The sequence below is a fragment of the Vreelandella sp. H-I2 genome, assembly GCF_052959335.1.
In genome coordinates this window covers 433,740-458,081 of the sequence record NZ_JBRAMC010000003.1, presented here as the reverse complement: position 1 = coordinate 458,081, position 24,342 = coordinate 433,740, and the positions used below count along the sequence as shown (strand labels likewise).

At 52.2% G+C, this 24,342-nt stretch carries 28 protein-coding genes; 13 read left to right on the top strand and 15 right to left on the bottom strand.

The genetic code is table 11. The annotated features are described in order from the left end of the window. Nucleotides 1-77 precede the first annotated feature (77 nt). The 3 genes from ACUVOF_RS10135 (at nt 78) to ACUVOF_RS10125 (ending at nt 1,963) form a co-directional block, all read left to right on the top strand. Nucleotides 78-275: a hypothetical protein gene (locus ACUVOF_RS10135; protein WP_447044233.1), complete on the top strand. Its 198-nt coding sequence runs from the start codon at nt 78-80 to the stop codon at nt 273-275. A 211-nt stretch (nt 276-486) separates the two neighbouring features. Then, a complete protein-coding gene (locus ACUVOF_RS10130) occupies nt 487-1,287 on the top strand; it encodes an MBL fold metallo-hydrolase (protein WP_447044232.1) in 801 nt (266 codons plus the stop codon). A gap of 64 nt (nt 1,288-1,351) precedes the next feature. Next, a complete protein-coding gene (locus ACUVOF_RS10125; RefSeq protein ID WP_447044231.1) occupies nt 1,352-1,963 on the top strand; it encodes a flavodoxin family protein in 612 nt (203 codons plus the stop codon). Between the two features lie 69 nt (nt 1,964-2,032). Here ACUVOF_RS10125 and ACUVOF_RS10120 read toward each other — a convergent pair whose 3' ends face one another. The 3 genes from ACUVOF_RS10120 to ACUVOF_RS10110 form a co-directional block, all read right to left on the bottom strand. After that, entirely contained in the window at nt 2,033-3,094 is a 1,062-nt protein-coding gene (locus tag ACUVOF_RS10120; protein ID WP_447044230.1) for an ion channel, read from the bottom strand. 217 nt (nt 3,095-3,311) lie between these two features. Beyond that, on the bottom strand, nt 3,312-3,455 hold the full coding sequence (locus ACUVOF_RS10115; RefSeq protein ID WP_447044229.1) for a hypothetical protein: 144 nt from the start codon (nt 3,453-3,455) through the stop codon (nt 3,312-3,314). Continuing rightward, the gene (locus tag ACUVOF_RS10110) at nt 3,452-3,778 is read right to left on the bottom strand and encodes a hypothetical protein (protein WP_113267834.1); all 327 of its coding nucleotides are present in this window, start codon (nt 3,776-3,778) and stop codon (nt 3,452-3,454) included. Before ACUVOF_RS10110 ends, ACUVOF_RS10115 begins: the two co-directional genes overlap by 4 nt. A gap of 114 nt (nt 3,779-3,892) precedes the next feature. Between ACUVOF_RS10110 and ACUVOF_RS10105 the strand changes: the two genes are divergently transcribed. Next, the gene (locus tag ACUVOF_RS10105; RefSeq protein WP_113267835.1) at nt 3,893-4,078 is read left to right on the top strand and encodes a hypothetical protein; all 186 of its coding nucleotides are present in this window, start codon (nt 3,893-3,895) and stop codon (nt 4,076-4,078) included. Between the two features lie 159 nt (nt 4,079-4,237). Here the strand turns inward: ACUVOF_RS10105 and ACUVOF_RS10100 are convergent, their stop codons facing one another. Next, on the bottom strand, nt 4,238-4,426 hold the full coding sequence (locus ACUVOF_RS10100; protein ID WP_113267836.1) for a hypothetical protein: 189 nt from the start codon (nt 4,424-4,426) through the stop codon (nt 4,238-4,240). 219 nt (nt 4,427-4,645) lie between these two features. On the opposite strand from ACUVOF_RS10100, the gene ACUVOF_RS10095 reads away from it, so the two are divergent. Next, nucleotides 4,646-4,810 carry a hypothetical protein gene (locus ACUVOF_RS10095; RefSeq protein ID WP_447044228.1) on the top strand — a complete coding sequence of 55 codons (165 nt, stop codon included), beginning with the start codon at nt 4,646-4,648 and terminating at the stop codon, nt 4,808-4,810. Between the two features lie 101 nt (nt 4,811-4,911). Here ACUVOF_RS10095 and ACUVOF_RS10090 read toward each other — a convergent pair whose 3' ends face one another. Then, nucleotides 4,912-5,670, bottom strand: a complete 759-nt coding sequence (locus ACUVOF_RS10090; protein WP_447044227.1) for a dienelactone hydrolase family protein — start codon at nt 5,668-5,670, stop codon at nt 4,912-4,914. A 173-nt stretch (nt 5,671-5,843) separates the two neighbouring features. Here ACUVOF_RS10090 and ACUVOF_RS10085 point away from each other — a divergent pair, with 173 nt between their 5' ends. From ACUVOF_RS10085 to ACUVOF_RS10065, 5 genes are all read left to right on the top strand, one after another. Further along, entirely contained in the window at nt 5,844-6,524 is a 681-nt protein-coding gene (locus tag ACUVOF_RS10085; RefSeq protein ID WP_447044226.1) for a Bax inhibitor-1/YccA family protein, read from the top strand. A gap of 88 nt (nt 6,525-6,612) precedes the next feature. After that, a complete protein-coding gene (tusD, locus tag ACUVOF_RS10080) occupies nt 6,613-7,002 on the top strand; it encodes a sulfurtransferase complex subunit TusD (RefSeq protein ID WP_447044353.1) in 390 nt (129 codons plus the stop codon). A gap of 11 nt (nt 7,003-7,013) precedes the next feature. After that, the gene (tusC, locus tag ACUVOF_RS10075) at nt 7,014-7,379 is read left to right on the top strand and encodes a sulfurtransferase complex subunit TusC (RefSeq protein ID WP_447044225.1); all 366 of its coding nucleotides are present in this window, start codon (nt 7,014-7,016) and stop codon (nt 7,377-7,379) included. A gap of 10 nt (nt 7,380-7,389) precedes the next feature. After that, entirely contained in the window at nt 7,390-7,680 is a 291-nt protein-coding gene (gene tusB, locus ACUVOF_RS10070; protein WP_447044224.1) for a sulfurtransferase complex subunit TusB, read from the top strand. A 2-nt stretch (nt 7,681-7,682) separates the two neighbouring features. After that, nucleotides 7,683-8,033, top strand: coding sequence for a TusE/DsrC/DsvC family sulfur relay protein (locus ACUVOF_RS10065; protein ID WP_447044223.1), 351 nt, complete (start codon nt 7,683-7,685; stop codon nt 8,031-8,033). Nucleotides 8,034-8,052: 19 nt separating this feature from the next. On the opposite strand, the gene ACUVOF_RS10060 is transcribed toward ACUVOF_RS10065, so the two are convergent. Together ACUVOF_RS10060 and ACUVOF_RS10055 are read right to left on the bottom strand one after the other, a co-directional pair. Next, complete coding sequence (locus tag ACUVOF_RS10060; RefSeq protein WP_447044222.1) at nt 8,053-8,685, bottom strand: helix-turn-helix domain-containing protein; 633 nt, start codon at nt 8,683-8,685, stop codon at nt 8,053-8,055. Between the two features lie 120 nt (nt 8,686-8,805). Next, the gene (locus ACUVOF_RS10055; RefSeq protein WP_113267844.1) at nt 8,806-9,747 is read right to left on the bottom strand and encodes a histone deacetylase family protein; all 942 of its coding nucleotides are present in this window, start codon (nt 9,745-9,747) and stop codon (nt 8,806-8,808) included. A gap of 104 nt (nt 9,748-9,851) precedes the next feature. Here ACUVOF_RS10055 and ACUVOF_RS10050 point away from each other — a divergent pair, with 104 nt between their 5' ends. Then, nucleotides 9,852-12,599, top strand: a complete 2,748-nt coding sequence (locus ACUVOF_RS10050; protein ID WP_447044221.1) for a bifunctional acetate--CoA ligase family protein/GNAT family N-acetyltransferase — start codon at nt 9,852-9,854, stop codon at nt 12,597-12,599. A 71-nt stretch (nt 12,600-12,670) separates the two neighbouring features. Here ACUVOF_RS10050 and pdxH read toward each other — a convergent pair whose 3' ends face one another. Continuing rightward, nucleotides 12,671-13,315 (bottom strand): pyridoxamine 5'-phosphate oxidase, encoded by a 645-nt coding sequence (gene pdxH / locus ACUVOF_RS10045; protein WP_113267846.1) that lies wholly within the window; start codon nt 13,313-13,315, stop codon nt 12,671-12,673. A 242-nt stretch (nt 13,316-13,557) separates the two neighbouring features. On the opposite strand from pdxH, the gene ACUVOF_RS10040 reads away from it, so the two are divergent. Continuing rightward, on the top strand, nt 13,558-14,250 hold the full coding sequence (locus ACUVOF_RS10040; RefSeq protein ID WP_447044220.1) for a cytochrome b/b6 domain-containing protein: 693 nt from the start codon (nt 13,558-13,560) through the stop codon (nt 14,248-14,250). Nucleotides 14,251-14,273: 23 nt separating this feature from the next. On the opposite strand, the gene ACUVOF_RS10035 is transcribed toward ACUVOF_RS10040, so the two are convergent. Genes ACUVOF_RS10035 through ACUVOF_RS10025 form a run of 3 tightly spaced genes read right to left on the bottom strand, consistent with a single transcriptional unit; the run spans nt 14,274 to nt 15,811 of the window. After that, nucleotides 14,274-14,663: a DUF2069 domain-containing protein gene (locus ACUVOF_RS10035; RefSeq protein ID WP_447044219.1), complete on the bottom strand. Its 390-nt coding sequence runs from the start codon at nt 14,661-14,663 to the stop codon at nt 14,274-14,276. Further along, nucleotides 14,660-15,283 (bottom strand): NAD(P)H:quinone oxidoreductase, encoded by a 624-nt coding sequence (gene wrbA / locus ACUVOF_RS10030; protein WP_447044218.1) that lies wholly within the window; start codon nt 15,281-15,283, stop codon nt 14,660-14,662. The genes ACUVOF_RS10035 and wrbA overlap by 4 nt, the downstream gene beginning before the upstream one ends. A 57-nt stretch (nt 15,284-15,340) precedes the next feature. After that, nucleotides 15,341-15,811 carry a gamma-glutamylcyclotransferase family protein gene (locus ACUVOF_RS10025; protein ID WP_447044352.1) on the bottom strand — a complete coding sequence of 157 codons (471 nt, stop codon included), beginning with the start codon at nt 15,809-15,811 and terminating at the stop codon, nt 15,341-15,343. A 222-nt stretch (nt 15,812-16,033) separates the two neighbouring features. Here ACUVOF_RS10025 and smrA point away from each other — a divergent pair, with 222 nt between their 5' ends. Continuing rightward, the gene (gene smrA / locus ACUVOF_RS10020; RefSeq protein WP_447044217.1) at nt 16,034-16,624 is read left to right on the top strand and encodes a DNA endonuclease SmrA; all 591 of its coding nucleotides are present in this window, start codon (nt 16,034-16,036) and stop codon (nt 16,622-16,624) included. Nucleotides 16,625-16,735: 111 nt separating this feature from the next. On the opposite strand, the gene ACUVOF_RS10015 is transcribed toward smrA, so the two are convergent. From ACUVOF_RS10015 to metH, 4 genes are all read right to left on the bottom strand, one after another. Beyond that, entirely contained in the window at nt 16,736-17,284 is a 549-nt protein-coding gene (locus tag ACUVOF_RS10015) for a DUF934 domain-containing protein (RefSeq protein ID WP_447044216.1), read from the bottom strand. Continuing rightward, a complete protein-coding gene (locus ACUVOF_RS10010) occupies nt 17,277-18,929 on the bottom strand; it encodes a nitrite/sulfite reductase (RefSeq protein ID WP_447044215.1) in 1,653 nt (550 codons plus the stop codon). The genes ACUVOF_RS10015 and ACUVOF_RS10010 overlap by 8 nt, the downstream gene beginning before the upstream one ends. Nucleotides 18,930-19,085: 156 nt before the next feature. Further along, nucleotides 19,086-20,411 carry an MATE family efflux transporter gene (locus ACUVOF_RS10005; protein WP_447044214.1) on the bottom strand — a complete coding sequence of 442 codons (1,326 nt, stop codon included), beginning with the start codon at nt 20,409-20,411 and terminating at the stop codon, nt 19,086-19,088. Nucleotides 20,412-20,414: 3 nt separating this feature from the next. After that, nucleotides 20,415-24,110, bottom strand: coding sequence for a methionine synthase (metH, locus tag ACUVOF_RS10000; RefSeq protein WP_447044213.1), 3,696 nt, complete (start codon nt 24,108-24,110; stop codon nt 20,415-20,417). Between the last annotated feature and the right edge of the window lie 232 nt (nt 24,111-24,342).

Sequence of the window (24,342 nt, the reverse complement as noted above, 5' to 3'; positions counted from 1 at the left end):
CACATCACAACGCGCAGCGATGAGCTACGCTGACTAATCACTATGCTGACTAGTACTGATGCGAAAAGGAGAAGGGCATGAACAAGGACGTCATCGATGCTATCCGTGCAAAAGAACAGCTACCCGACAGCATGACTGATAGTGAGATAGCAAAGGAATATAAGGGAACGTATACCGCCGCCAGGGCGGCTGTTAGCTTGGATCACAAACCGCTCGATCAAGTGATGGCGGATAGCATGGCGAAGGTGTTTCCTTTCATGCGTAAGAAGAAGTGATCGCAGGATACGTCGATTGCCATTTCTCGTGTTGATTGCTAGCTTTAATCAATACTCTGCAAACGTAGCAAAGCGAGGGATTCGCATGGCGTTACGCCAACTATGTAGCTTTAATTGCAATACGTAGCTTTAATTGCAAATAGATAGCACTAGCCGCCAATAGAGAGGGACCTCTATGCCTCATAACCCGCATCACCACAAAGCGATGCCTATGACATCAATGAAGAGCGGTGACCTCTTCGAGGTACTGCCCGATGTGGTTGGGCTAACGGTTAAGATAGTTAACGTCTGTTTCGTTGGCCTACCTAAGAGCGGCGATTGGGTGTTGGTTGATGCTGGCATGCCCAAAAGCAAGAACTTGATAGCAGAAGCAGCGGCATCACGCTTTGGTGAGAATTCTCGTCCTAAAGCCATCATACTCACCCATGGCCACTTCGATCACGTTGGTTCGGTTATTGAGCTAGCCGAACATTGGGATGTGCCGATTTACGCCCACGCCTTAGAGATGCCCTACCTGACAGGTGAGAAGGATTATCCCTATCCGGATACTCAGGTGGAGGGCGGCCTCATTGCCAAGCTATCAAGCCTCTTTCCCAACACACCGGTGGACCTGCGGCCACGCATCCAGACCTTGCCTGAAGACGGTAGCGTGCCCGGCATGCCGGGGTGGCGTTGGATAGCAACACCCGGCCATACTCAAGGGCATGTCTCCTTTTTTCGTGACTCGGATCGCGCCATGATCGTCGGTGACGCTTTCGTTACCGTCCGACAAGATGAACTCTATCAAGTGCTGACTCAGCATGAAGAGCTTAGCGGACCACCCCGTTATTTTACTCCTGATTGGGACGCCGCACGCGACTCTGTGCGACGCCTGGCGGCGCTGAAGCCTAGCGTCGTGTTAACCGGACATGGGCGGCCGATGGCAGGTGAGGCTTTGAATCGTGATTTAGAGACGCTAGCTCGGGATTTTGACCACATTGCTCGGCCCTCGCACGGTAAGAGCGTTGAGTAGAGATAGTAATTGAAATAGTAATTGAAATAGTGATTGAAGTGTTTTTTTCACATGGAGGTAGAACATGGCACTTACGGCATTCGCAATTAATTGCACTCTCACACCTTCACCTGACGAGTCGTCTTGTGAGCGGCTTATAGCCGAAACACTAGCAGAGCTTGAACGACACGGTGTTACCGGTGAGCAGGTTCGTGCTGTTGATTATAATATCAAGCCCGGTGTGACGTCTGACGAGGGTGAAGGCGATGACTGGCCTCAGCTTCGTCAGAAAATTCTTGACGCTGATATCTTCATCCTCGGTAGTCCCGTGTGGTTAGGGCACCATTCCAGTCTTTGTCAGCGTGTCCTAGAACGGCTTGATGCCTTTCTTGGTGAGACAGATGACCAAGGCCGGCTCGTATCGTATGGCACCGTAGCGGGAGTGGTCGTGGTGGGTAATGAAGATGGCGCCCATCACATTATTGCCGAGCTGTTCCAGGGCTTGAATGATGTGGGGTTCACCATTCCAGCGAATGCTTCTACCTACTGGGTAGGCGAAGCAATGCAGTCAACCGACTTCAAGGATTTGGACCAGACGCCTGAGATTATTCAAACCGCTACGGCTGGGCTTGCGCGCAATTGCGTTCACCTTGCAAAGCTATTGAAGCAAACGCCTTACCCTAATCAAGAAAGCTGACGCTATATGTGATTTGCCGGAATGGGATCTCTGTAGGCGGCGTATCCATCGTTTGGGTACGGCGTCTAACTAGCGAGCCTCGCTGAGCAGTTCACCTAGCTGGTGCTGTGAAAGCCGCGTGTTGGCCATGTAATAAACGATGTCTCCATCCTGTAACGGGCGATCTGTGGCGGGATTTAACATGCTTCCATCGACATCGTCCTGGCCGCTGGCAATTCCTAGCACAGTAGCGTTGCAGACATTTTTCGCTTGTATAAATAGATCACCAAAGGTGGCACCAGCAGGCGGGTGACTTAATCTGGTTTGGTACTGAGTAGCACCGCGATCGACGGCCAGCAGTTCGTTGACTACTCGAGAAATCCCTGCATCTGAGGCGGATCGAACCAACATTTCTAATGCGAGCGCTTGAGTGCATTCGATACCTGGCAAGGTTCGCCGTAACATCGCTGCCGTATCAGGATTAGCGCAGTGCGCAACGATATGAGCATTTTTCCCTTTAAGGCTATAGGCACTCAGTGCGACCGTGGCAACGCGATCATCGCTTGTGTCGTATATGATGATGCGGCTGGCGCTTTCAATACCTGCCCGCTTGAGAAGCTCTGCATTGGAAAAACTCTCGCCTTTAATGAATTTCAAATCGGCCGGGCGCGGATTGCTCATTTCTTTGGTCACGCAAAGCACTACTTCATCAGGCAGGCCTTTATCGGCCTTGAGAATATCCAATATGCGTTCTGTTGTTTCGCCATGCCAGCCAATGACGAGGGTATGGCCGGATAGATGACGAAAATCGCCTTTCCCTTGCATTTGAATTCTCCAAAAATTTGAAATTGTGACAGTGGCTTTACCGATCAATGCTGCAAATAACGCAATACCGCCTGGGATGAGATAGAGGGTAGCGATCCATTTGCCGGCGACTGTTTGAGGGCTGAAATCACCGAAGCCCACGGTGCTTGATACGACAACGTAAAAATAGAGCCAATCGGTAAAGGTGTTGGCCATCGTTTCGCCAACCATTACAAAAAGTGCCCAGGAGGAACCCATATGCGCGAGCACAACAAGTAGAAGAAAAGTCCACGAGATTTGAAGCGTAGATGCTTTAAGTACGCGGAGTAATCGCTGAATAACGGGCATATCGCTCACTTACTGTGATTTTTTGAAGGCCTAATTTGACTGGCGCAGGCGTCGAGGGGACACTATGTATGCATAGTACGTTATCTTCGTACGTTGTTTTCGTACGTTGTTTTCGTACGTGGACTTCGTACATTGTCTTCGGGCTTTGAATAAACAAAAAGGGCCGCTATTGGCGACCCTTTTATATTTTGAGCAGCATTATGAACACGGACCTTGTTTAAGCGAAACGCTTAGCGATCCAAGAAAACGCACTGTCGGATAACGATTTTTTACCGTGGTGCTCTCTATGCTGACTCCAAACCATGCCGCCTGACACAACCGCAAGGCTCATCAACATTCCGGCAAGAATTAATTCATTCATGGCTTATTTTCCTCATCTGAGGTTTTGTCTCGCTCTACATAACCATAGCCGAAAGACCCTACAAAGATCAAGAGTATACCTAGCCCCACGCCTAGCCAAACATTATCGGTATTTAGGCTAGGATTGGTGACTACCCAGCCTGCTGTAAAACAGGTCGCCACCACGATAACGCCCACGTTTCGAGTCGCTTCCAAGAACTGCTGTCGCGTTGCTCGAGCACCAATTCTACGGCGGGGCGCGGAAGCTCTACGTTCTTCCAGGCTCTTCTTAAACCTGGCGCGCAGGGCGTCCCGTCGTCCTTTCTTATGGTGAGTTTCCTTCAAGGCAGGCTCCTGTCATCAACATCGCAAAAAGGGAGATAGGTAGCTTAGCTGATACGGAACATTGTGTGGAAAGTCGCTGTCATATTTAAAGGTTTCTTTCTTAGGAATAAGCATATGGATCGTGTATTTGCATGGGATCATCATCACAATCAAGTGGTTTATCGAATCCCAGGTCATCAGTTCGAGGACGGCAGAGAAGATAGTGACCTTTCACCGGTATGGCTCCCCGCAGATGAGTCGGATTTGCCAGAGGGGGTGACGGTAGAGGATTTGCGAACAGTCTCTTCTAAAGATGAATGACTGCCATCTTCCTAACGCATCGCTCATTTATATTACAACGGCGAGTTATTACGAGTTATTAAAAGGGGAGGCCTGCGCCTCCCTTCTGTAGTTGGAAAATGACTAAATAAGTAAAGCCTAAACAGATGATGTTTCAAAGAGCTGGCGCTTTATTGTCGCTCAGCCAGCATCGTACTGTTCATTAAGCTGTTGCACTTCTTGGTCAGCCTCGGGTTTTGTTGCGCAGCGATGTCTAACAAGCTCCCCATCCCTGTCACTCTCATCACGGGTATCAACTACCCACCATTCGGGTTGTGAATCGATTTCGGCACCTTCCTTGACTGCTCTGTAGACGATAAATGTCGACATCTTCCTCTCCTTGGTTTTGGAACATCTTTCACTGTAGACCATCTGTGAGAAGGGCGACTAACGGCGCTCTTACAAATGTCGTTTTTTGCGCAATTAAGTGGTTACTTAATGCACTTTTCAAGTCCCTCAAATAGAGAGTTTCCTAGCGCATAAATAGATTGTGTTTGGCTAGCTATCGACTACTATGCGTTTAATACTCACCCCTCTGGATATGCCGCCATGTTGAAAGGTTTGCTCGTCTGTTTTGTGGTTTTGTTTGCGCAATTGGCGGTGCTGCATGTGATAGACGTTCGTCTCTATAATTCACCACAAGATGCCCGTAACACGGCGGTGACAACCGTTACCCCGCATAAAGATGAAGACGACAAAGACGTACAAAGTTAAACAAAGGCTTTTTGTAAATGCGGTGAATGATAACCGCATGACGAATAAAGCCATGATGAATAAAACCTAGCAGCGGATCACGCTGCTAGGACGTTAGCTATTTAAAGCATCTCCTCCAGCCAGACATTAAAGGTCGCCCATGAGCGCTGGTCGGCGCGTTCGTGGTAAGCATCGCTGCCAAATACGCTAAAGGCATGCGGTGCACCCGAATAAATGCCAATCTCATAGGTCACCCCTGAGGTTTCCAGCTCCTCGGCCAGGGTGGCTACGTCATCTAAGCTCACTGAACTGTCAGCGCCGCCATGGGCGATGAATATTGGCGCTGTTTCACTGGAATAGCCCTGACCGTCGGGTGTCGTTAGCCCACCATGGAAGCTGGTATAGGCGGCAATGTTGTCTGCCTCACCGGAGCGAGCAATTTCCAACGCTACTGCGCCGCCAAAACAGTAGCCCATAATCACTGTTTGTTCGGCCGCGCCTTGTTCTCGTGCTTGCGCTAAACCACCCAGCGTTAGCGCGCGCATACGCTCTCTATCTTGGTACAGTCGATTCGTGGCGGCTCGTTTCTCCTCCACAGACTGGGGACGATTACCTTCACCGTAAAGATCGACAGCAAACACGTCGTAGCCTTCACTGGCCAGCATGTCTGCGCGTTGCCACTCATAACCATCCAGCCCATCCCAGTCATGGATGATAAGCACGCTGCCCTTTGCGTTTTCACCGCCAGTAATGAAATAGCCCAGAAAGTCTTCACCGTTGACGTTGTAAGCAATATCTTTCCCCGCGGGGGAGAATGCTGAAGCCGGCAGCGCTAAAAATAAGAGCGTCAAAGCGCTGCCTGGGAGTAGAATTTTTTTCATGTTTTTGTGTCCAATCGAGTGTTGATGAAGCATAGCCGATGCTGATTGAACTGCTTCAACGTTGAATAACCATTTATTCGGTAGACTGTGTAAGATAGACAAAGACTTGCGTCTGGAACTCAGCAACGGCATTCTTGTCAGTTGTTGGAAATACCATTAGGGAGCATGAACACATGGCTTACAATGATTCACGTATGGCACGTCCCCAGTCGGGCGGCGTTGCCAACAGTGTCAGTACTAACAAGGTGTTGCGAAACACTTATGCGCTACTGGCTATGACGCTGCTGTTCTCAGCAGTCACTGCAGGCGCCGCTGTCGCTCTTGGCATCCAACAAATGAACATCTTCGTGTTCTTTATTGGCGCCTATGGCCTAATGTTCCTGGTTCATAAAACAGCGAACTCTGCGGCTGGCTTGTTGGCAACGTTTGCGTTTACGGGCTTTATGGGTTTTACGTTAGGGCCGATTCTTTCTGCCTACCTGACCCTGCCTAATGGCGGTGCGTTGATCATGAATGCACTGGCTATGACAGGTTTGACGTTCGTTGGCCTATCAGCCATTGCGCTAACCACCAAGAAAGATTTTAGCTTTCTAAGCAACTTCTTGATGGCAGGTGCCATCGTGCTGATTCTGGCGATGGTGGCAGGAATCTTCTTTAACATCCCTGCGCTATCACTGATGGTGTCAGCTGGCTTTGTGCTGTTTGCTTCAGCCGCCATCCTTTATCAGACCAGTGAGATTATTCACCGGGCTGGCGAAAATAACTATATTCTCGCCACCGTGACGCTCTACGTATCCATCTACAACTTGTTTGTTAGCCTGTTGTCGATTCTGGGTATTATGAGCAACGACTGATATCAGGCAGCGCTAGACGATAATATGACAGGCCCTATTTTTAGGGTCTGTCTTTTTTTTAGGGTAACCGTCACTAGGTATTAAAATGATGCAGTACGGTTTATTAGTGATGGGTGCGCCATATAGCAGCCCGGCACCGCACTCTGCATTGCGTTTTGCCCATGCCGTTATAGCGCGTGGCCATCAAATAGCGGGGGTGTTTTTCTATCACGACGGCGTTCACAATGCCTCTTCGTTGATGGCGCCTCCTCAGGATGAGCTCAATCTACATGACGCCTGGGTAGAGTTGCACCAACAGCATGGGTTGCAATTAGATGTCTGTATCGCTGCAGCACTGCGGCGCGGTTTGATGAGTGAGACCGAAGCGCAGCGACATGGAAAGCAGGCTTTTAATATTATACCTCCCTTTGAATTAACCGGTCTTGGTCAATTGCTTGAGTTACAGCAGCGCTCCGATCGATTCATTACCTTTGCTTGAAAGGAGGGCCCATGGCGGCACCTGAGGCGCTATTAGTTATTATTCGCCACGCACCGCACAGTTCAAACTGGCTACGTGAAGGGTTGGATGCTGCTTTGGTCGCTGCGGCTTTCGGCCAGCCTGTGCATTTATTGTTTATGGGACAGGGTATAATGGCGCTAGTTAAAGAGCAGGGCAGTGGCGCGCCGGGCCAAAAAGCGACCCTCCCCACCATCGATATGCTTGAAATGTACGATATTGATCAGCTTTGGGTTGCGAAAGAGTCGCTGCAAAGCATGCATTTAAGCGCCGATTCGTTAGTGGCGGGAGTCACCCTGATAGCGGCCCAAGAAGTACCCGGGTTATTGCAACAACACGCCAACATACTCAACTTCTAGTGAGGTAATAATGATTCTACACATCCTCACCAAAGCGCCTAAAAGCACCGGATCCATTCAAATGCAGCAAGCGGTAGGAGAACAGGACGCCGTGTTATTGATTGAAGAAGGAGTCAGTGCTGCGCTTGACCCAACATGGGCAGCCTGGCAGCAGTTTCAATCGCGTATTTACTTGCTGTCAGAAGATTTAGCCGCGCGTGGGCTTTACCACATTGCCATCGATAATGTACTACCCACGCTAGAGATGGAAGGTTTTGTGGAACTTACCGAGAAGTACGATAAAACAGTTACCTGGTATTAATCATGTCGGATCAGAAAATATACCGTTATCTTGATTCAGAAAAACAATGGGAGCTAGATCCGGAGGGATACCTAGTTAATCAAGCGGAATGGAACGAAACCATCGCTCAGTTGATGGCTGAAGAAGAGGGCTTAACGCTTACTCAAGCCCACTGGGAAATCATTGATGTCGTAAGGGCATTTTACCAACGCTACGAAATGGCACCAGCCATGCGGCCTCTTGTTAAGGCAACGAAAAACGCATTGGGCGAAGAGAAGGGGCGCTCGATTTATCTGATGCAACTATTTCCCGGCAGCCCTGCAAAGCGAATTGCTCGCCTGGCCGGACTACCAAAGCCTACCAACTGTCTGTAACAAGCGAAATTGGCGACGACTAGGCAATGTCACCGCGAGTACACACCGAAAGCACAATCGCATCGTCCTGACTAGTGGAAACGAGCGCATGGCCCATGTCGCTATCAAAATAGATGCTGTCACCTTCTTCTAGCACAAGCGGTGCGTAGAATTCGGTATAAAGCATAACATCGCCATGCAACACCATTAAAAACTCTTCGCCATCGTGGCGCACCCATTGGTGATATTCATCAAAACTCCGCGCTCGTACGATGGTTTTGAATGGGATCATACGCTTTTGCGCTAGCTGGTGTCCCAGCAGCTCATGTTCGTAGGTAGGTGTGGGGTGCAGTTGCCCTTTGCCCTTACGAGTTAAATCGCGCCGCCCCATGGTATAACGCTCCCGCTTAGGGGGCGTAAGCAGTTGGGGAAGGTCAATGTTAAGACCGGTGGTCAGCTTTTGTACCACGCTGAAAGAGGGGGACACCTGGTCATTTTCGATTTTGGAAAGCGTCGAGCGGGCAAGCCCGGTACGCTGGCTAACGTCTTCCAGTGTCCACTGATTAGCAAGGCGGATTTGCTTGAGCCGCTCGCCGAGGCGCAACGGCTCGACAAACGGTTTGCTTCCCGATGCGATACGCAGCGCGGCATGCTCTTCAGAAGTAGCGGTCATAGATCGTCACATTGGCTGCGTTAGCTTAGGTTGGGGCTGGTGTAAAAACGCGCATTATAGCACAGCCCACAACTTGCTAAGAGTGACAACTGAGGAGAAGAAACAAGTAACTATCTCTCACTAAGGCACTTCCGCAAAGGGTAATCCCAAAAGCGCTTTAAGATGCGCCTCTGCACCACTGGCCAGTGATTTGGGGTTATAGCCACCCTCAAGCACCGAAACAACGCGGTTATCTGCATAGAGTGTGGCAATCTCCATCGCCAGGTGGGTGACCCAGTAGAAGTCTTCATCTTCCAGACAGATATCCCCCATTGGGTCTTCACGATGAGCATCAAAACCAGCGGATATCATCACCAAATCAGGTTTGAAAGCGTGTAGGGCAGGGAGCCAATGATTTTCGACAATACGGCGAAACTCGGGCCCGTCGGTACCTACCTCTAGTGGCGTGTTGACTACATTTTGCCACTCACTGCGCAAATAGCGCCACGGGTAGAACGGGTACTGGAAACTTGTACAGATCAAAATTTCGGGATCGTTTTTGAAGATATCAATGGTGCCATTACACTGATGCACATCAAAATCTAATATGGCGATACGCCTAGCGCCATATTTAGCCCGCGCATGCGCTGCGCCAACGGCGATGTTGTTGTAAAAGCAGAACCCCATGGCATCAGAGGCTTCAGCGTGATGGCCAGGCGGTCTCACCGCGCAAAAAACATTATCTGCTTGGCGTCTAAACACTTGGTCCACCCCGCGAATCACCGCTCCTGCAGCCATCCGTGCGGCTTGCAGGCTGTCAGGATTCATCATGGTGTCGCTATCCAGTGTGATAATACCTTCTTTGGGCAAGCACTTTTCAAGGGCGCGTAGATGGCGTAAGGGGTGTACCCTGGCTAATGCCTCTTCACAGGCTTCTTTGGCATCTGCTTGCATGGTTTGCTGTAATAAGCCAGCAAGCGATAGGCGAGCGCGAATAGCCTCCAGACGTTGAGGACATTCAGGGTGCTCTGGCCCCATATGGTGCAATGAGCAGTCTGGGTGGGTAAGGTAGGCGGTAATCATTCAAACGCTCCATTATTATTGATGCCACCTTAATCGCCTCCAGGCCCTACGCGACAGTGTCAATAAGTCGTACAGCCGCTATTTATTTCAGAGGAGACTCATTTGTGAGCACGCGCTTTTTACACCATTTTTTCGAACCTCGTACACTAGCGGTGTTTGGCGCCTCTGAAAAGCCCGCATCGCTGGGCGGTTTAGTGCTGAGAAATATTCAAGAGGGTGGCTTTAAGGGACCGGTTTGGGCTGTCAACCTTAAAAGTTATTCCCAGGTCTTCGGCGTACCGTGTGTGAGCAAAGTGAGTGAGCTCCCTGAAGTCCCTGATTTGGCCGTGGTCTGCACGCCTATAGAAGGCGTGCCGAGCCTCATTAAAAAACTGGGGCAGCACGGGGTAAAAGCAGCCCTGGTATTGTCTGGTGGTGCTTATCTGGACCGCGATAAGGGCGACAAAGGTTCAATTCGTGAACGTATGCTGAGTGCGGCTCGTGTTTCGGGTATTCGTGTACTGGGCCCGGAGTGCATGGGATTGATTGTGCCGGGGAAAAAGCTCAACGTTTCTTATGCCAGCCAGCCGGTGAAAGCTGGCCGCGTCGCTTACCTGGGGCAGTCCGGCATGCTCGCCAATGCGATGATCGATTGGGCGGCGGGGCGTGATGTTGGTTTTTCGCATCTTATTACCGTCGGTGACAGTGTCGACGTGTTGCTGCCGGACCTAATTGATTACGTTAATCAGTTCTCGCCCGCGCAGGCCATTATGCTGCACCTTGAGCGAATCAGCGACGCCCAGCACTTTATGACCGCCGTACGTGACGCATCACGTAATCGCCTGGTACTGGCTATTAAAAGCGGTCGTACCCCCGAGTCAGATATTTCCGGTATGGCACCGACGCCAGGGATTGCCAACCGCGATGTGGTATTTGATGCCGCTTTTGCCCGGGCAGGGGTTGTACGGGTTGATGACTCCGATGAACTGCTCGATGCGTTGGAAACTTTGTCACGGATGAAACCCCTCAAGGGGGACCGTCTGGCCATCGTTTCGAATGGCTTGGGGCCTGCCATGCTGGCCATCGATAAATTAATTAGTGCCGGTGGCAAATTGGCCGAATTTAGCGTCGAAACCCAGGCCGCGCTACACCGTAGCGAGGTCGATATGAGTAAGCCGGGCGAGAACCCGGTCGATTTGGGCGGCAACGCCTCGCCTGAGCGGTTTGTCCAAGCACTGGAAATTGTCGCTGCGGACACAAATGTAGATGCCGTATTGGTTGTCCACGCCCCCACACGAATGGCCCCGTCTTTGGTGACAGCCCAGGCCTTGATCGATAACCGTAAGAAATTTCGCCGCAATCTGCTGACCAGTTGGATGGGCTTAAAAGAAGCCCTTAACGCACGGCATATCTGCAATTTAGCAGGGATCCCGACGTATATTTCACCAGAAAAAGCCGTTAAGGCCTTTATGCATATGGTGATTTATCAGCGGGTTCAAGCGCTGCTGCAAGAGATCCCACCCAGCCTGCCGTTTTCCACCAGTCCAGAGATACGTGCCCAGTGCCGCACGTTGATTAAACAGGCTAAAGAGCGGGGCAGACAAACCTTAACCCATTCTGAAACCGCTCAGGTACTAGAAGCGTATGGTATCCCAACGGCGCCGAGCGTGTATTTGACTAATCCTGATGAAGCACTTGCCCGTGCGATGGAAATCCCCGGCACTAAGGCACTCAAAGTTGTTCATGAAGGCAACTGTCGCCCTTATCGTTACCGTAAGCACCCTCATAAGATTTCGGCGGGGTTGCTTCAGGATTTGGAAACACCCGAACAAGTAGCTGAGGGCGTTCGTCAGCTAGGCGACAAAGTGGCAGAGAAATTCCCGGAGTACGCAATTCGCGAATACTGCCTGCAACCCATGCAGCGCGGCAAACACTCGATGCAGATTTGTGCGGGCATAACCCGTGATCCAGTCTTTGGGCCACTGATTGTATTCGGCATTGGCGGTTATAAGGTCAACGTACTGGCTGACCGCCAGGTTGCCTTGCCTCCACTCAACATGAGCCTAGCCGCCGACGTAGTGGGCAGAACCCATGCCGCATCGTTAATTCGTGAGCATTCAGCCGATCCTGAACGTGACGTACAGCACCTGTGCCAAATGCTGGTTAAGCTATCGCAAATGGCGTCAGATTTGGGCGACTTGCGCGGGCTGGAAGTAAACCCGCTGCTACTTAATCGAGACGGCATGGTTGCTGTCGACTTTGCAATGGATCTCGGCACCCCGTCACGCTTTGCCATCATGCCGTATCCGGAAGAGCTGCGAGAATGGGTGACGCTTAAAAACGGCTGGCAGGTGGAAGTAAGGCCTATTCGAGCTGAAGATGCTCACCTGATTACTACTTTCCACCGCCAGCTTTCGGAAGAGAGTATTCGTTTCCGCTACTTCCATAATAAATCTAATTTAACCCAGCGCGATTTATCGATTCTTTCACATATCAATTATGATCGCCAAATGGCATTCATCGCTGAACATTTAAGCGAAGATGGCAGCAAAGAGATGCTTGGGGTAGTGCGAGTGTGGAACGACCCTGACAATATTCGCACCGAGTTTTCAGTCATCATCCGTGATGACCTGCAGGGGTTAGGTATTGGCAGCCTGCTGATGAAGAAGATGATCGATTACTGTACCAACATCGGCACGCTGGAAATGATTGGCAAAATCATGGTCGATAACCACCCGATGCGGGCATTGATGAAACACTTAGGATTTAAAAGTCGTTACAACATGGAAGAACAGGTGATTGATGCCGTGCTGCGTCTCAACGAACCCGAAAGTGAGTGGCAACGGCATCGCCTTGAAAGCCTGCCAGACTAGCGAGTTAGCGACAAGGCCTGCTACTCTCAGCAGGCCTTCAAGTACACAGGCGCAGAGTATATTACATACAGTTACGGTGCCAAGCGGAAGCGGCTCCACTCACCCCCGTCGCGCCGTTCAAAGCGTAGCCGATCATGTAGGCGGCTGGGTTGACCCTGCCAGAACTCAATCATTTCCGGCGCGAGACGATACCCACCCCAGTGAATCGGACGGGGGATGTCCTGACCATCGTAGGCTTTTTCAAATCGCTTTTGACGCTCCTCGATCCAGTTACGATTAGGAATCACAACACTCTGGGTGGCAATCCACGCACCTAACTGGCTGCCACGAGGGCGGCTGGCAAAGTACTCATCCGACTCATCTGCTGATACTTGCTCAACCGGGCCTTCAATACGCACCTGACGGGAGAGGGAAGGCCACCAAAAGGTCATGGCTGCATAGGGCACATTGCTCAATTCGCTACCCTTATGGCTATGATAGTTAGTGAAAAAGACCATACCGCGCTCATCAAATCCCTTTAGCAGCACGACGCGGGCATGGGGTCTGCCCTGGCTGTCAACGCTGGAGAGTGTCATGGCATTACCATCTTTCCCCTCTTTTTCCAACGCAAGGGTAAACCACTCATTGAATAGCACGAATGGATCATCGGATGCCTGGGACTCGTCTAGCCTACCGCCTTCATAATCACGCCTGATATCGGCTATATTACGTGTCATTGAGTGCTTCTCCCTTGAATTTCACCCATGTTCGCTGGTCTATCTTTAAAGCTCAAGTGACCGCTATCAATGAATGCCTAACGCCTTCTCTTATTGCTGTCATTTTAGCCAGTGCTGCGACCAGCTGTCCCACAATCTATGAGAAAGCCAGCATACATGCGAAGGTGCCTCACCAATACGGGGTCATCAACTGCTATTAGCTCACCACTGCTGGGTCACCCTTGCTAAGAGAGTAAAAAGTTATGCGCAAGACCAGTGTAACAATAGATGTATGGGATAAATGGATTCGTGTTTTTCATTGGGGTTTAGTGGCGGTAATACTGCTTTCATTTTATACCACTAAGACCCGTGGAGCGCCTTTTCTATTTCCTATTGAAGTGCACGCACAGGCAGGCTATCTATTGCTAGGGTTGCTCGTCTTTCGTTGGTTATGGGGTGTGATGGGTAGCGTATATGCGCGGTTCAAGACGTTTTTATACCCACCCGGTGAAACGATCGCTTATTCCAAGGCACTTTTAAAGCGACAGCCCAGCACTTATGCCAGCCATAATCCTTTGGGTGGCTGGATGACGTTGGTTATGCTGCTTTCGCTTAGTTTCCAAGCGGTCAGTGGCCTTTTCTTGAGTGACGACATCTTTTTTCAGGCACCGCTTTATGGCTTATTTGGCGATGGGATAAGCAGCCAACTGAGAAGTATGCATCAGTTAAATAGTGATCTTTTGATCATTCTTATCGGGCTGCACTTGCTCGGATTGGTCGTGCATCGGCTAATGGGTGAGCCTTTGGTGGCGGCAATGTTGGCGGGTACCAAGCATTTCCGCCAGCTGCCTGTCGATGCTCGTAACGAGCCGTTAAACGCGGCTACGCTGCGTTTACGTGCGTTAGGTACTTTACTTATTGCCGCTGGCGTAGCGCTATGGCTTTGGTTTTATTGAGCTGGTCTTTATAGGCCTAGCTATTATTGTCTTAGCTGTCGGCTGCGAAAGCGTGCATAGCCCATACAGCCAGCAAACAGGGCCAATGAAATAATGGCCTCTAAAAGCCCGCGCACGCTTTGCCCAGGCAACGTTGCCAGCATTACCCCCTGAGTAAAGTAGAGCAGGCTAACAAACGCAAGCCAAGCATGACCACGGGCTCGCTGGCCAATGATGGAGGGCAAGAACAGCACTAGGGGAAGCACAAAGGCCACCACAGGGCGCCAGTTAAACGCATCGCCCTGAACTAAAAAGCCGCGATAAATAACCATCACCAACAAGAGAGCAAAGCTCGCTAGTACCAGTTGCCGGCTTCTTAGCGTGAGCTTATCAAGCCCATGTCGTGCTTCTACATCTTCCAACCACTGTCTCATGATGCCTCCTGACGCATAGCGTGCAGGGCGAGAGCGAGACGCGCCAGCCGTTTGCCTTGAGTGACGCACAGGGCGCGCTCATGCTCATCAACCGAACGATCGCTACGCGTGCCTGCCAAATGACTGGCACCATAAGGCGTGCCGCCTGTGCGGGTTTCCAGCAACGTGGTTTCACTATAAGGCACCCCTGCATAGACCATGCCGTGATGCAGCAGTGGCACCAGCATGGTCAGTAAGGTGCTCTCTTGCCCACCGTGCAAGCTTGACGTCGAGGTAAACGCAGACGCGGGTTTATCTATCAAAGCACCGTTCATCCAGAGGCTGCTCGTGGAATCGATAAAATATTTTAGCGGTGCCGCCATATTGCCAAACCGCGTTGGGCTGCCGAGTGCCAGTGCGCTGCAGTTGCGCAAGTCGTCCAGATCAGCGTACACCGCCCCCTGTTCAGGAATTTCTGGGTCTACGGCTTCACACGTGGTTGAAACTGGCGCCACAGTACGCAGACGTGCCTGGATACCGGGCACACTTTCTACGCCGGCCGCAATTTGCTGTGCCATGGTGGCGGTTGCGCCTGAGCGCGAGTAGTAAAGAACCAAAACGTACGGTGTCATTTCACGCATTGTCATTCCTGAATGGGTCATTAAAGCTGTCTTGGCAGAGATTGTAATGCTTGTTGCCTATGGTACCAGAGCTATCGGTAAGCCTGGGTACCGAGCAAACGCATTTTGCAACTTCGACAGACGCAAGTAGACCCAGGCGCGTGAGCCATCCTCTAGTGTTATCTCCACCCGCTCGTAGCGGACACCGAGTCGTTCATAGCGGTCAAGGCGGGCCAGCTCATCGGCTTCCACGCGTAACAGCAGGCCTTCCACCTTCCTCCCTGGCTGGGGTGAAAGGTCGAGGCCATTGCGCTGGTACCCCTCAAGCACCGCTTTTTCAGGATCGCCAAAGCTGCCCATGACAACCAAGCGCACTGGGGCGTAGCGAAGCGTGCCGTAAACGAAGACCTGATGGGTGCGCTGTTCGATGTCGGCTAAATCATCGGGGCGTTCATAAAACCATGGGCTGAGCATCGTTAACCATATCCATCCGGCTATACCGAGCAACCCCGCAACACTGATGATAACAAGGCGTTTAAACCAAACCATTTTAGCCAAACCAAGGCGCCTCTTGCTGAGGGTACAACGAATGGCTGCTTAGCTTGGCTGGCCAAAGTGGCAATGACAAGCTTATGTTATCGATTTATCTAAGCAGCTTAAGCAAAGTACTTGAGCAAAGTACTTAAGCAAAGTACTTAATCAAAGTACACGGGTTTGCTAGGTTATGTATGTAAAATAGGTGGTCATAAGACCCAGCCGGAGGAGCCTGCAATGAATCAGCCACTTCGTGATGATATGGATTTTGGTGCTCTCATAGGCGATGTAGAGCCACTTCCGCCCAATAATCGTGCAGACCCAGGCGCTAACCGGAAAAGCCCTTCTGAGGCGCAGCTGGCCCGGCGTGAATGGGCAGAGGAAGAGATGGGCGCTCGCAATTTTTTGTCCGACGACTTTGTCGATCTCCTGCCGCCATTCGACCCGATGGAGTATCGGCGCGAGGGCATTCAGCAAGGCGTGGTCGATAAATTAAAGCACGGTGGCTATAGCGTTCAATCCCAACTCCACCTGCTTCGGCGCCCGCTGAGTGAGTGCCGTCGGATGCTATTTCCCTTTATTCAGGAAGCTTATGCTCACGACCTACGTTCGGTACTGATCGTTCACGGTCGCGGGCGTGAAATCGATAGTCCTGCCAATGTGCTGCGTTCCTATCTTGCTAAATGGCTCAGCCAGTTTGAGGAGGTGCAGGCGTATGTATCCGCACAGCCATCGGAAGGGGGCCTAGGCGCTACCTGGGTAATGCTGCGTAAAAGCGATCGCGCTAAAGCCAATAACCGAGAGCGTCAACAGAAACGACGCGGTTAACGATAGGGTGAAAGTAAAATAGAGCAAAAGTAATAAGGGCAGCCGAGGCTGCCCTTGTTTAGGTTTGTAAGCTAGGTTTATAAGCTAGGTTTATAAGCTCATGCTTCCTATCTACTTACTCGCGGCTAAGCGACGCTCAAACAGCGCCTGCCGCTCTTCTACATCAGGCTGGTAACGCACGCTGATAAAGCTCAGTGCGCGTAGGGCATCCTCAGGGTCTTGATCATCGCGCAGTGCCATGGAAGAAAACCCACAGCGGCGCATGTAGTCCAATTGATCTACCAGAACATCACCCACCGCACGAACTTCACCTGCGTAACCGTAACGCTCACGCAGTAAGCGGGCCAAGGTGTAGCCACGGCCATCGGTAAAGGCCGGGAAATCGACGGCGATCGCCGCAGCTTTACCAATTTGCTGCGCCAATTCTGGCGTCAGTTCGGTATCACTGGTGAGCAACGGCGATAGCTCTTCGTCATCTTGATTAGCTTGCCACAGCGCCAACGGCACAAACGCCGGACGTTGCTCGGGTAGCGCATCTTCATCGTAGGAGACGCACCAAGCGTTCTCTGCCGCTAGCTCACCGTTAGCAATCAGATGATCAACATGCACTGGTGTCTGCTCAACTGCTTCAGTTTGCGTCTCATCTGTTTTATTAGGCATAAACACGCTCCTTGAAGGGTTTTAAGCCAATACGGCGGTAAGTGTCCAGGAAGCGCTCGTCTTCATGGCGCTGCGCCACATAGACTTCCAACACTTTTTCGACCACATCCGGCACGTCAGAGCGGAAAAAAGAGGGGCCGAGAATTTTACCCAGAGACGCATCATCGGTGGAGTTACCGCCAATGGAGATCTGGTAGAACTCTTCGCCTTTTTTATCGACACCCAGGATACCGATATGGCCGACATGGTGGTGGCCACAGGCATTCATGCAGCCGGAAATGTTCAGATCCAGCGGACCCAAGTCATACAGGAAGTCTAAATCTTCAAATCGCTCCTGCAGTGCCTGGGCAATGGGGATAGACACCGCATTAGCCAAGCTGCAGTAATCGCCACCCGGGCAGCAGATAATGTCATTGAGCGTGCCCACCGTTGGATTCGCCATGCCCAATGCCTCAAGCTCTTTCCATAACGCTTCCAGCTCATCAACGGGCACGTCTGAAAGCACCAAGTTCTGCTCGTGGGTGACCCGCACTTCACCAAAGCTGTAGCGATCGGCTAGATCAGCAACGGCCTCCATCTGATCGGCGGTCACATCGCCAGGGGCGTGTTCACGGCGTTTCAGGGAAAGTGTGACTGCTTTGTAACCAGGCACTTTGTGATCAGTAACGTTATTGGTTACAAAGCGCGCAAAGCTACGGTTTTCAGCACGCAGCTGATCAAACGCTTCAGTAGCGTTTTCTGCCACCGGGCGGCGATCCGGCTCGGGGAAGTGGCCTTTTGCGGCATCGACCGCGGCTTGGTTGAGTGTTTGCGGGCCGTCTTTCAAGTGCGCCCACTCTTCATCGACGCGGCGGCGGAATTCATCAATGCCCAAGGCTTTAACGAGGATTTTAATCCTCGCCTTGAACTTGTTATCACGACGACCGAACTGATTGTAAACCCGCACACAGGCTTCCAGATACGTCAGCAGGTGCTGCCAAGGTAAGTCTTCGCGCACGACATCCGCAATCATCGGGGTGCGGCCGAGGCCACCACCGGCTAATACCTTGATGCGCAGCTCGCCATCGGCGTTATACCAGAGACGCAGACCAATATCGTGGACCTGAATAGCGGCGCGGTCTTGGGCCGCACCGCTAACCGCGATTTTGAACTTACGCGGCAGATAGGCGAATTCAGGGTGCAGGGTAGACCACTGGCGAATTAGTTCGCACCAGGGGCGTGGGTCCTCTACTTCATCGTTGGCGATGCCTGCAAACTGATCGCTGGTAGTATTACGGATACAGTTACCGCTGGTCTGAATCGCGTGCATCTGCACCTTGGCCAAATCGGCCAGGATATCCGGCACGTCTTCAAGCGCAGGCCAATTCAACTGTAAATTCTGCCGTGTCGTAAAGTGGCCATAACCACGGTCGTAGCGGCGGGTGATCTCAGCCAGGGCACGCAGCTGGTTACCCGCCAGCATGCCGTAAGGTATCGCAATACGCAGCATAGGCGCATGGCGTTGAATATAGAGGCCGTTCTGCAACCTTAGTGGGCGGAACTCTTCTTCACCCAAACGCCCAGCGCGGTAGCGTTCCATTTGGTCGCGGAACTGAGCGACACGCTCATCAACCAGTGTTTGGTCGTGAATATCATAACGGTACATGTGGCACGATCCTGCTAAAAAGCGAAATGGTCACGTTGAGACGGACATTAATGTAGCGCCACCTTAACGCGGGCGTCATATTCTACAAAAGAATATATGATTATCTTTTTATCTCTAAAAGCTATTTAGAAACCACAGTATGAGTTTAGCAGCCAGTTAGAAGGCTGGGGCTAGCCAGCGGCGGCGCTGCCACACCCATAAAAATCCGGCCGAGTTTATCAATCGGTAGAGTAGTTGCATAAGCCAGATGCCTAATAAGCCCTGGTCTAAACCGATCCCTACCCACCAAGCTAGGGGAAGGAAAAGTAGCCATTGCATGCTAAGTGTTAGCATCATCACCGTGCGTTGAGCGCCCGCACCCATTAAGGCCTGGGCGAGTACTAAAGCGGCGGCATCCAACACAATCATCACGCCGGTCAGCTGCAGTGGGTGTTTACCCAGCGCCACTAACTCACTGTTAGTAAAAAAGATGGCGAGTACTTGCTCGGGCACTATCAACATGGGTAGCGCCAGCACCAACAGTACCAGCCAGGCGACACGGAGTGCATCCAGCCCCCAGCGGTGGGCTTCGTGTTGAGCATCTCGGCCTAATGCCTCACCCACTAAACTCATTACAGCAACGCCAATGCCCACCCCCGGCAAAATAAGCAGCAATGAAAGATTAATCAACACATGGCCAACCGCGACACTGGCCGTACCCAATTGGCTAAGTAACCAAATAAGTACCGCATAACCCGCTGCAAATAAAAGCTGCTGCAAAGAGTGGGGAGCAGCAAGTAGCAGAGTAGTACGCAGGGTGGCTAAGCAAGGCATGTGAGTTAACAAATGTTGAATAGCAGGGCTTTTAATACTCACCCAACACCAAACAAGCAAGCCAATAAACAGCGATAGTGTCGTACCAGCACCCGCACCGCTTGCGTCCATTTTGGGTAGCCCGGCAAATCCATAGATTAACCCCGCGCTGACCGCCACATTAATCAAGTGAACCGCCACGATGATACGCAAGTAGAGATGTGTTTGCTGGCGACCATTCCAGTAGCCACGAAAGCAGAGCGTAAGTGCGATGGCCACTAGTGACATCACCCGCCAACGAAAGTAGTCCACGGCGACGCTTTGGACATCATCAGCTTGACTAATCAAGCCAATCAGCAGTGGTGCTTGCCACCAAGCCAAGAGTGACAACGGCAAAGCAACACCAAACCCGATTACCAGCCCCGCGTTAAGGGGATGGGCTATCTCCGTATGGGCAGCCCCCACGCGCTGAGCGGTTTGTGACTGCACGCTGGAAGAGAGGCCAAACACAATAGCGCTAAACATAAACATGGCGTAACCGCCCACGCCTACCCCGGCAAGAGCCACTTCGCCTAAATGCCCCACCAGGGCGGCATCGATCAAGTTGAGCATGCTTTGCGAGAGCATGCCCAGCATGATAGGCAAGGCAAGGCGAATAACCTTGCCATGACGGCGAGCGACAAACAGCATTGATCAGCTCGGGTCGTAGGAGAGCACCGGTGAGAGCCAGCGCTCCATTTCCTCAAGGGGCATCTGCTTACGCGCGGCGATAGCCTCTACCTGATCTCGCGTGATTTTGCCCGTTGAGAAATACTTCGACTGCGGATGGGCAAAGTACCATCCGGAAACGGCGGCCGCTGGCCACATGGCGAAGTTTTCAGTCAACGCCAACCCGGTATTTTCAGTCGCATCCAGCAGCCGGAAGAGTGTCGCTTTTTCGGTATGATCCGGGCAGGCGGGATAGCCAGGGGCAGGGCGGATGCCCTGATATTTCTCGGCAATCAGAGCATCGTTGTCCAACGTTTCATCCGGCACATAGCCCCAGAACTCTTTGCGTACGCGTTCGTGCATACGTTCGGCAAAGGCTTCCGCCAGGCGATCCGTTAATGCTTGCACCATGATTGCATTGTAGTCATCACCGGCCGCCTCGTACGCTTTGGAGAGTTCATCGACACCGTGGCCGGTAGTGACCGCGAAACCACCGATCCAGTCGGCTTTGCCGCTCTCTTTGGGCGCAATGAAATCGGCCAGGCTGTAGCAAATGCCATCGCGGCCTTTCGTGGTCTGCTGGCGAATGTGATGTAGCCGCTCTATCACTTCGCTGCGCGACTCGTCGGCATACACTTCAATCACATCATCATCGACGCTGTTGGCGGGCCACAGGCCAATAACACCGCGGGCCTGAACGCGCTTCTCTCCAACCAGCTTACGCAGCATGACTTTGGCGTCTTCAAACAGATTGCGGGCGGCTTCACCTACCACCTTGTCGTCAAGTATCTTGGGATACTTGCCCGCCAGTTGCCAGCTCATGAAGAAGGGGGTCCAGTCGATGCGCTGGATCAATTCTTCAAGATCGTAGTCGTCGAACGTTTTTAGCCCCAGCATATTGGGTTCGGCTGGGGTATGGGCATTCCAGTCGGTACGAAAGCGGCGCTTGCGCGCCTGAGTGTAGTCAAGATCCGCCGCCTTCGGCCGACGCTTGGCATTACGCTCACGCACTTTTTCGTACTCTTCGCGAATCTCGGTAACGTAGGGTGTTTTTAAAGCAGGCGTGAGTAATTTACCCGCTACACCAACCGCTCGAGAGGCATCGGTAACGTAAATTACCGGGTGCTCGTACTGCGGCTCTATTTTTACCGCGGTATGCGCTTTAGAGGTGGTTGCACCACCGATTAACAGCGGAAGATCCATACCCCTGCGCTGCATCTCTTTGGCCACATGCACCATTTCATCCAGCGATGGGGTGATCAGCCCGGAAAGTCCGATAATGTCGGCGTTGTGTTCTTTGGCCGCCTGCAAGATTTTATCTGCCGCGACCATGACCCCGAGATCGATCACTTCGTAGTTATTACACTGCAGCACGACGCCCACGATATTTTTACCGATATCGTGAACATCGCCTTTTACCGTCGCCATGACGATTTTGCCCTTGGCCTTGGTCTCTTCGCTCTTCTCTGCCTCGATATAAGGAATTAGATAAGCCACGGCTTGCTTCATCACTCGCGCCGATTTGACGACCTGAGGCAGAAACATCTTGCCGTCGCCAAACAAGTCGCCGACCACGTTCATGCCATCCATCAGCGGGCCTTCGATAACCTCAATAGGGCGTTCGGCCTGGGCGCGGGCTTCTTCAGTGTCATCCTCGATATAGACCGTGATGCCTTTGACGAGCGCATGCTCAATGCGTTTATTGACCGGCCAGCTTCGCCATTCAAGGTCCTCTTTCTTGGCTGCGCCGCTGCCATCCCCCTTGTACTTGTCGGCGATATCCAACAGCCGCTCGGTGCCGTCGCTACGACGGTTGAGCACCACGTCTTCAACGGCTTCGCGCAGCTCGGCGGGAAGATCGTCATAAACCGCGAGTTGGCCCGCGTTGACGATGCCCATGGTAAGGCCCGCGCGAATGGCGTGATAAAGAAACGCCGAGTGAATTGCTTCGCGCACCGGGTTGTTGCCACGGAACGAGAACGACACGTTGGAAACACCGCCAGATACCATGGCGTGGGGCAGGTTGTCGCGAATCCACTGGGTCGCCTCGATAAAGTCGACCGCGTAATTGTTGTGCTCTTCGATCCCCGTGGCGATGGCAAAAATATTCGGGTCAAAGATGATGTCTTCGGCAGGGAAGCCGATTTCATCGACAAGCAAGCGGTAGGCGCGCTGGCAAATCTCGGTTTTACGCGCGAAGGTGTCTGCCTGGCCTTCTTCGTCGAACGCCATTACCACAATGGCCGCACCAAAGCGGCGGCACTTGGTCGCCTGCTCACGAAAGGCGGCTTCACCTTCTTTGAGTGAAATGGAGTTCACTACCGCTTTGCCTTGAACGCACTTTAGCCCCGCTTCGATGATCTCCCATTTGGAGGAGTCGATCATGATCGGCACGCGGGCAATATCGGGTTCACCTGCAATCAGGTTAAGAAAGCGCTCCATGGCTTCCTTGGACTCGAGCATCCCCTCGTCCATATTAATGTCGATGACCTGGGCACCGTTCTCTACTTGCTCAAGGGCGACTTCCAGTGCCGTGGTGAAGTCCTCTTCTACGATCAAGCGCTTGAAACGCGCAGAGCCAGTGACGTTGGTACGTTCACCGACGTTGACGAAGAGTGAATCCGCCTCGATGTTGAAAGGCTCTAACCCGGATAGGCGGCAGGCACGGCTGCGCTCTGGAATGATCCGGGGCGCCATATCGCGCACGGAATCGGCAATGGCGCGAATGTGCTCAGGCGTGGAGCCGCAGCAACCGCCGATAATGTTGACCAAGCCGCTTGAAGCGAACTCGCTGACGATCGCCGACATCTCTTCTGGTGTTTGGTCATACTCGCCAAACTCGTTGGGCAAGCCCGCGTTGGGGTGAGCGGAAACAAAGGTGTCGGCCTTAGTGGAAAGCTCTTCCAGGTAAGGGCGTAGCTCTTCGGCACCCAACGCGCAGTTCAAGCCAACGGATAACGGCTGGGCGTGGCGCACCGAGTTCCAGAAGGCTTCGGTGGTTTGGCCAGAGAGGGTGCGTCCGGAGGCATCGGTAATAGTGCCGGAGATCATTACCGGTAAACGCTCACCGCGATCGTCGAATAGCTCTTCAAGGGCGTAAATCGCCGCCTTGGCGTTGAGGGTATCGAAGATGGTTTCGATCATGATCAAATCGGCACCGCCAGCGATTAGCGCTTCAGCGGCTTCATAGTAGTTCTCGCGCAGCTCATCAAAGGTGACGTTACGCTTGGCGGGATCATTCACATCCGGCGATAGCGAAGCGGTGCGCGACGTGGGGCCTAACACCCCAGCAACATAGCGGGGCACGCCGGTTTCGGCGGCAACCGCATCACACACCTCGCGAGCAAGGCGTGCTGATTCGCGGTTGAGTTCAACCACCAGCGTTTCCATACCATAATCAGACTGCGACAGCTGGGTGCTATTAAAGGTGTTGGTTTCGATGATATCTGCGCCGGCCTCTAAATAGTCGCGGTGAATACGCGCAACTAAATCAGGGCAGGTGAGCGCAAGCAGGTCGTTGTTGCCTTTAAGATCCGACGGCCAGTCGCTGAATCGTTCGCCACGAAAATCCTCTTCGCTCAACTGGGCATTCTGCAGCATGGTTCCCATGCCGCCATCCAGAATCAAGATACGGTCAGCAAGGCGTTGGGTGAGGGTTGCGGTCAAAGCACTATCAGCCATGGCAGGGGGAGTTCTCCAGCGTCACAGTCGTCAAAGGGGGATGTTGTTATCGTCGGAAAAGCAGCATCTGTCGTAAAGAGGCGCATAATGATAACAAAAGGGACAGCAAAAGGCGCCCCTGCAGGTAGCTATACGATGCATATAGAAAGACAATCAATATGTATTCTTGATAAGTTATGATAAAAATAGCCGACTAAAACAGTCGGGATTGTGTCAGCGCGCCGTTTTGCTT

What these genes read in the sequence shown, in the direction of transcription:
- ACUVOF_RS10135 (WP_447044233.1), top strand. Translation starts at nt 78, where the DNA reads ATGAACAAGGACGTCATCGATGCTATCCGTGCAAAAGAACAGCTACCC.
- ACUVOF_RS10130 (WP_447044232.1), top strand. Translation starts at nt 487, where the DNA reads ATGACATCAATGAAGAGCGGTGACCTCTTCGAGGTACTGCCCGATGTG.
- ACUVOF_RS10125 (WP_447044231.1), top strand. Translation starts at nt 1,352, where the DNA reads ATGGCACTTACGGCATTCGCAATTAATTGCACTCTCACACCTTCACCT.
- ACUVOF_RS10120 (WP_447044230.1), bottom strand. Translation starts at nt 3,094, where the DNA reads ATGCCCGTTATTCAGCGATTACTCCGCGTACTTAAAGCATCTACGCTT.
- ACUVOF_RS10115 (WP_447044229.1), bottom strand. Translation starts at nt 3,455, where the DNA reads ATGAATGAATTAATTCTTGCCGGAATGTTGATGAGCCTTGCGGTTGTG.
- ACUVOF_RS10105 (WP_113267835.1), top strand. Translation starts at nt 3,893, where the DNA reads ATGGATCGTGTATTTGCATGGGATCATCATCACAATCAAGTGGTTTAT.
- ACUVOF_RS10100 (WP_113267836.1), bottom strand. Translation starts at nt 4,426, where the DNA reads ATGTCGACATTTATCGTCTACAGAGCAGTCAAGGAAGGTGCCGAAATC.
- ACUVOF_RS10095 (WP_447044228.1), top strand. Translation starts at nt 4,646, where the DNA reads ATGTTGAAAGGTTTGCTCGTCTGTTTTGTGGTTTTGTTTGCGCAATTG.
- ACUVOF_RS10090 (WP_447044227.1), bottom strand. Translation starts at nt 5,670, where the DNA reads ATGAAAAAAATTCTACTCCCAGGCAGCGCTTTGACGCTCTTATTTTTA.
- ACUVOF_RS10085 (WP_447044226.1), top strand. Translation starts at nt 5,844, where the DNA reads ATGGCTTACAATGATTCACGTATGGCACGTCCCCAGTCGGGCGGCGTT.
- tusD (WP_447044353.1), top strand. Translation starts at nt 6,613, where the DNA reads ATGCAGTACGGTTTATTAGTGATGGGTGCGCCATATAGCAGCCCGGCA.
- tusC (WP_447044225.1), top strand. Translation starts at nt 7,014, where the DNA reads ATGGCGGCACCTGAGGCGCTATTAGTTATTATTCGCCACGCACCGCAC.
- tusB (WP_447044224.1), top strand. Translation starts at nt 7,390, where the DNA reads ATGATTCTACACATCCTCACCAAAGCGCCTAAAAGCACCGGATCCATT.
- ACUVOF_RS10065 (WP_447044223.1), top strand. Translation starts at nt 7,683, where the DNA reads ATGTCGGATCAGAAAATATACCGTTATCTTGATTCAGAAAAACAATGG.
- ACUVOF_RS10060 (WP_447044222.1), bottom strand. Translation starts at nt 8,685, where the DNA reads ATGACCGCTACTTCTGAAGAGCATGCCGCGCTGCGTATCGCATCGGGA.
- ACUVOF_RS10055 (WP_113267844.1), bottom strand. Translation starts at nt 9,747, where the DNA reads ATGATTACCGCCTACCTTACCCACCCAGACTGCTCATTGCACCATATG.
- pdxH (WP_113267846.1), bottom strand. Translation starts at nt 13,315, where the DNA reads ATGACACGTAATATAGCCGATATCAGGCGTGATTATGAAGGCGGTAGG.
- ACUVOF_RS10040 (WP_447044220.1), top strand. Translation starts at nt 13,558, where the DNA reads ATGCGCAAGACCAGTGTAACAATAGATGTATGGGATAAATGGATTCGT.
- ACUVOF_RS10035 (WP_447044219.1), bottom strand. Translation starts at nt 14,663, where the DNA reads ATGAGACAGTGGTTGGAAGATGTAGAAGCACGACATGGGCTTGATAAG.
- wrbA (WP_447044218.1), bottom strand. Translation starts at nt 15,283, where the DNA reads ATGCGTGAAATGACACCGTACGTTTTGGTTCTTTACTACTCGCGCTCA.
- ACUVOF_RS10025 (WP_447044352.1), bottom strand. Translation starts at nt 15,811, where the DNA reads ATGGTTTGGTTTAAACGCCTTGTTATCATCAGTGTTGCGGGGTTGCTC.
- smrA (WP_447044217.1), top strand. Translation starts at nt 16,034, where the DNA reads ATGAATCAGCCACTTCGTGATGATATGGATTTTGGTGCTCTCATAGGC.
- ACUVOF_RS10015 (WP_447044216.1), bottom strand. Translation starts at nt 17,284, where the DNA reads ATGCCTAATAAAACAGATGAGACGCAAACTGAAGCAGTTGAGCAGACA.
- ACUVOF_RS10010 (WP_447044215.1), bottom strand. Translation starts at nt 18,929, where the DNA reads ATGTACCGTTATGATATTCACGACCAAACACTGGTTGATGAGCGTGTC.
- ACUVOF_RS10005 (WP_447044214.1), bottom strand. Translation starts at nt 20,411, where the DNA reads ATGCTGTTTGTCGCTCGCCGTCATGGCAAGGTTATTCGCCTTGCCTTG.
- metH (WP_447044213.1), bottom strand. Translation starts at nt 24,110, where the DNA reads ATGGCTGATAGTGCTTTGACCGCAACCCTCACCCAACGCCTTGCTGAC.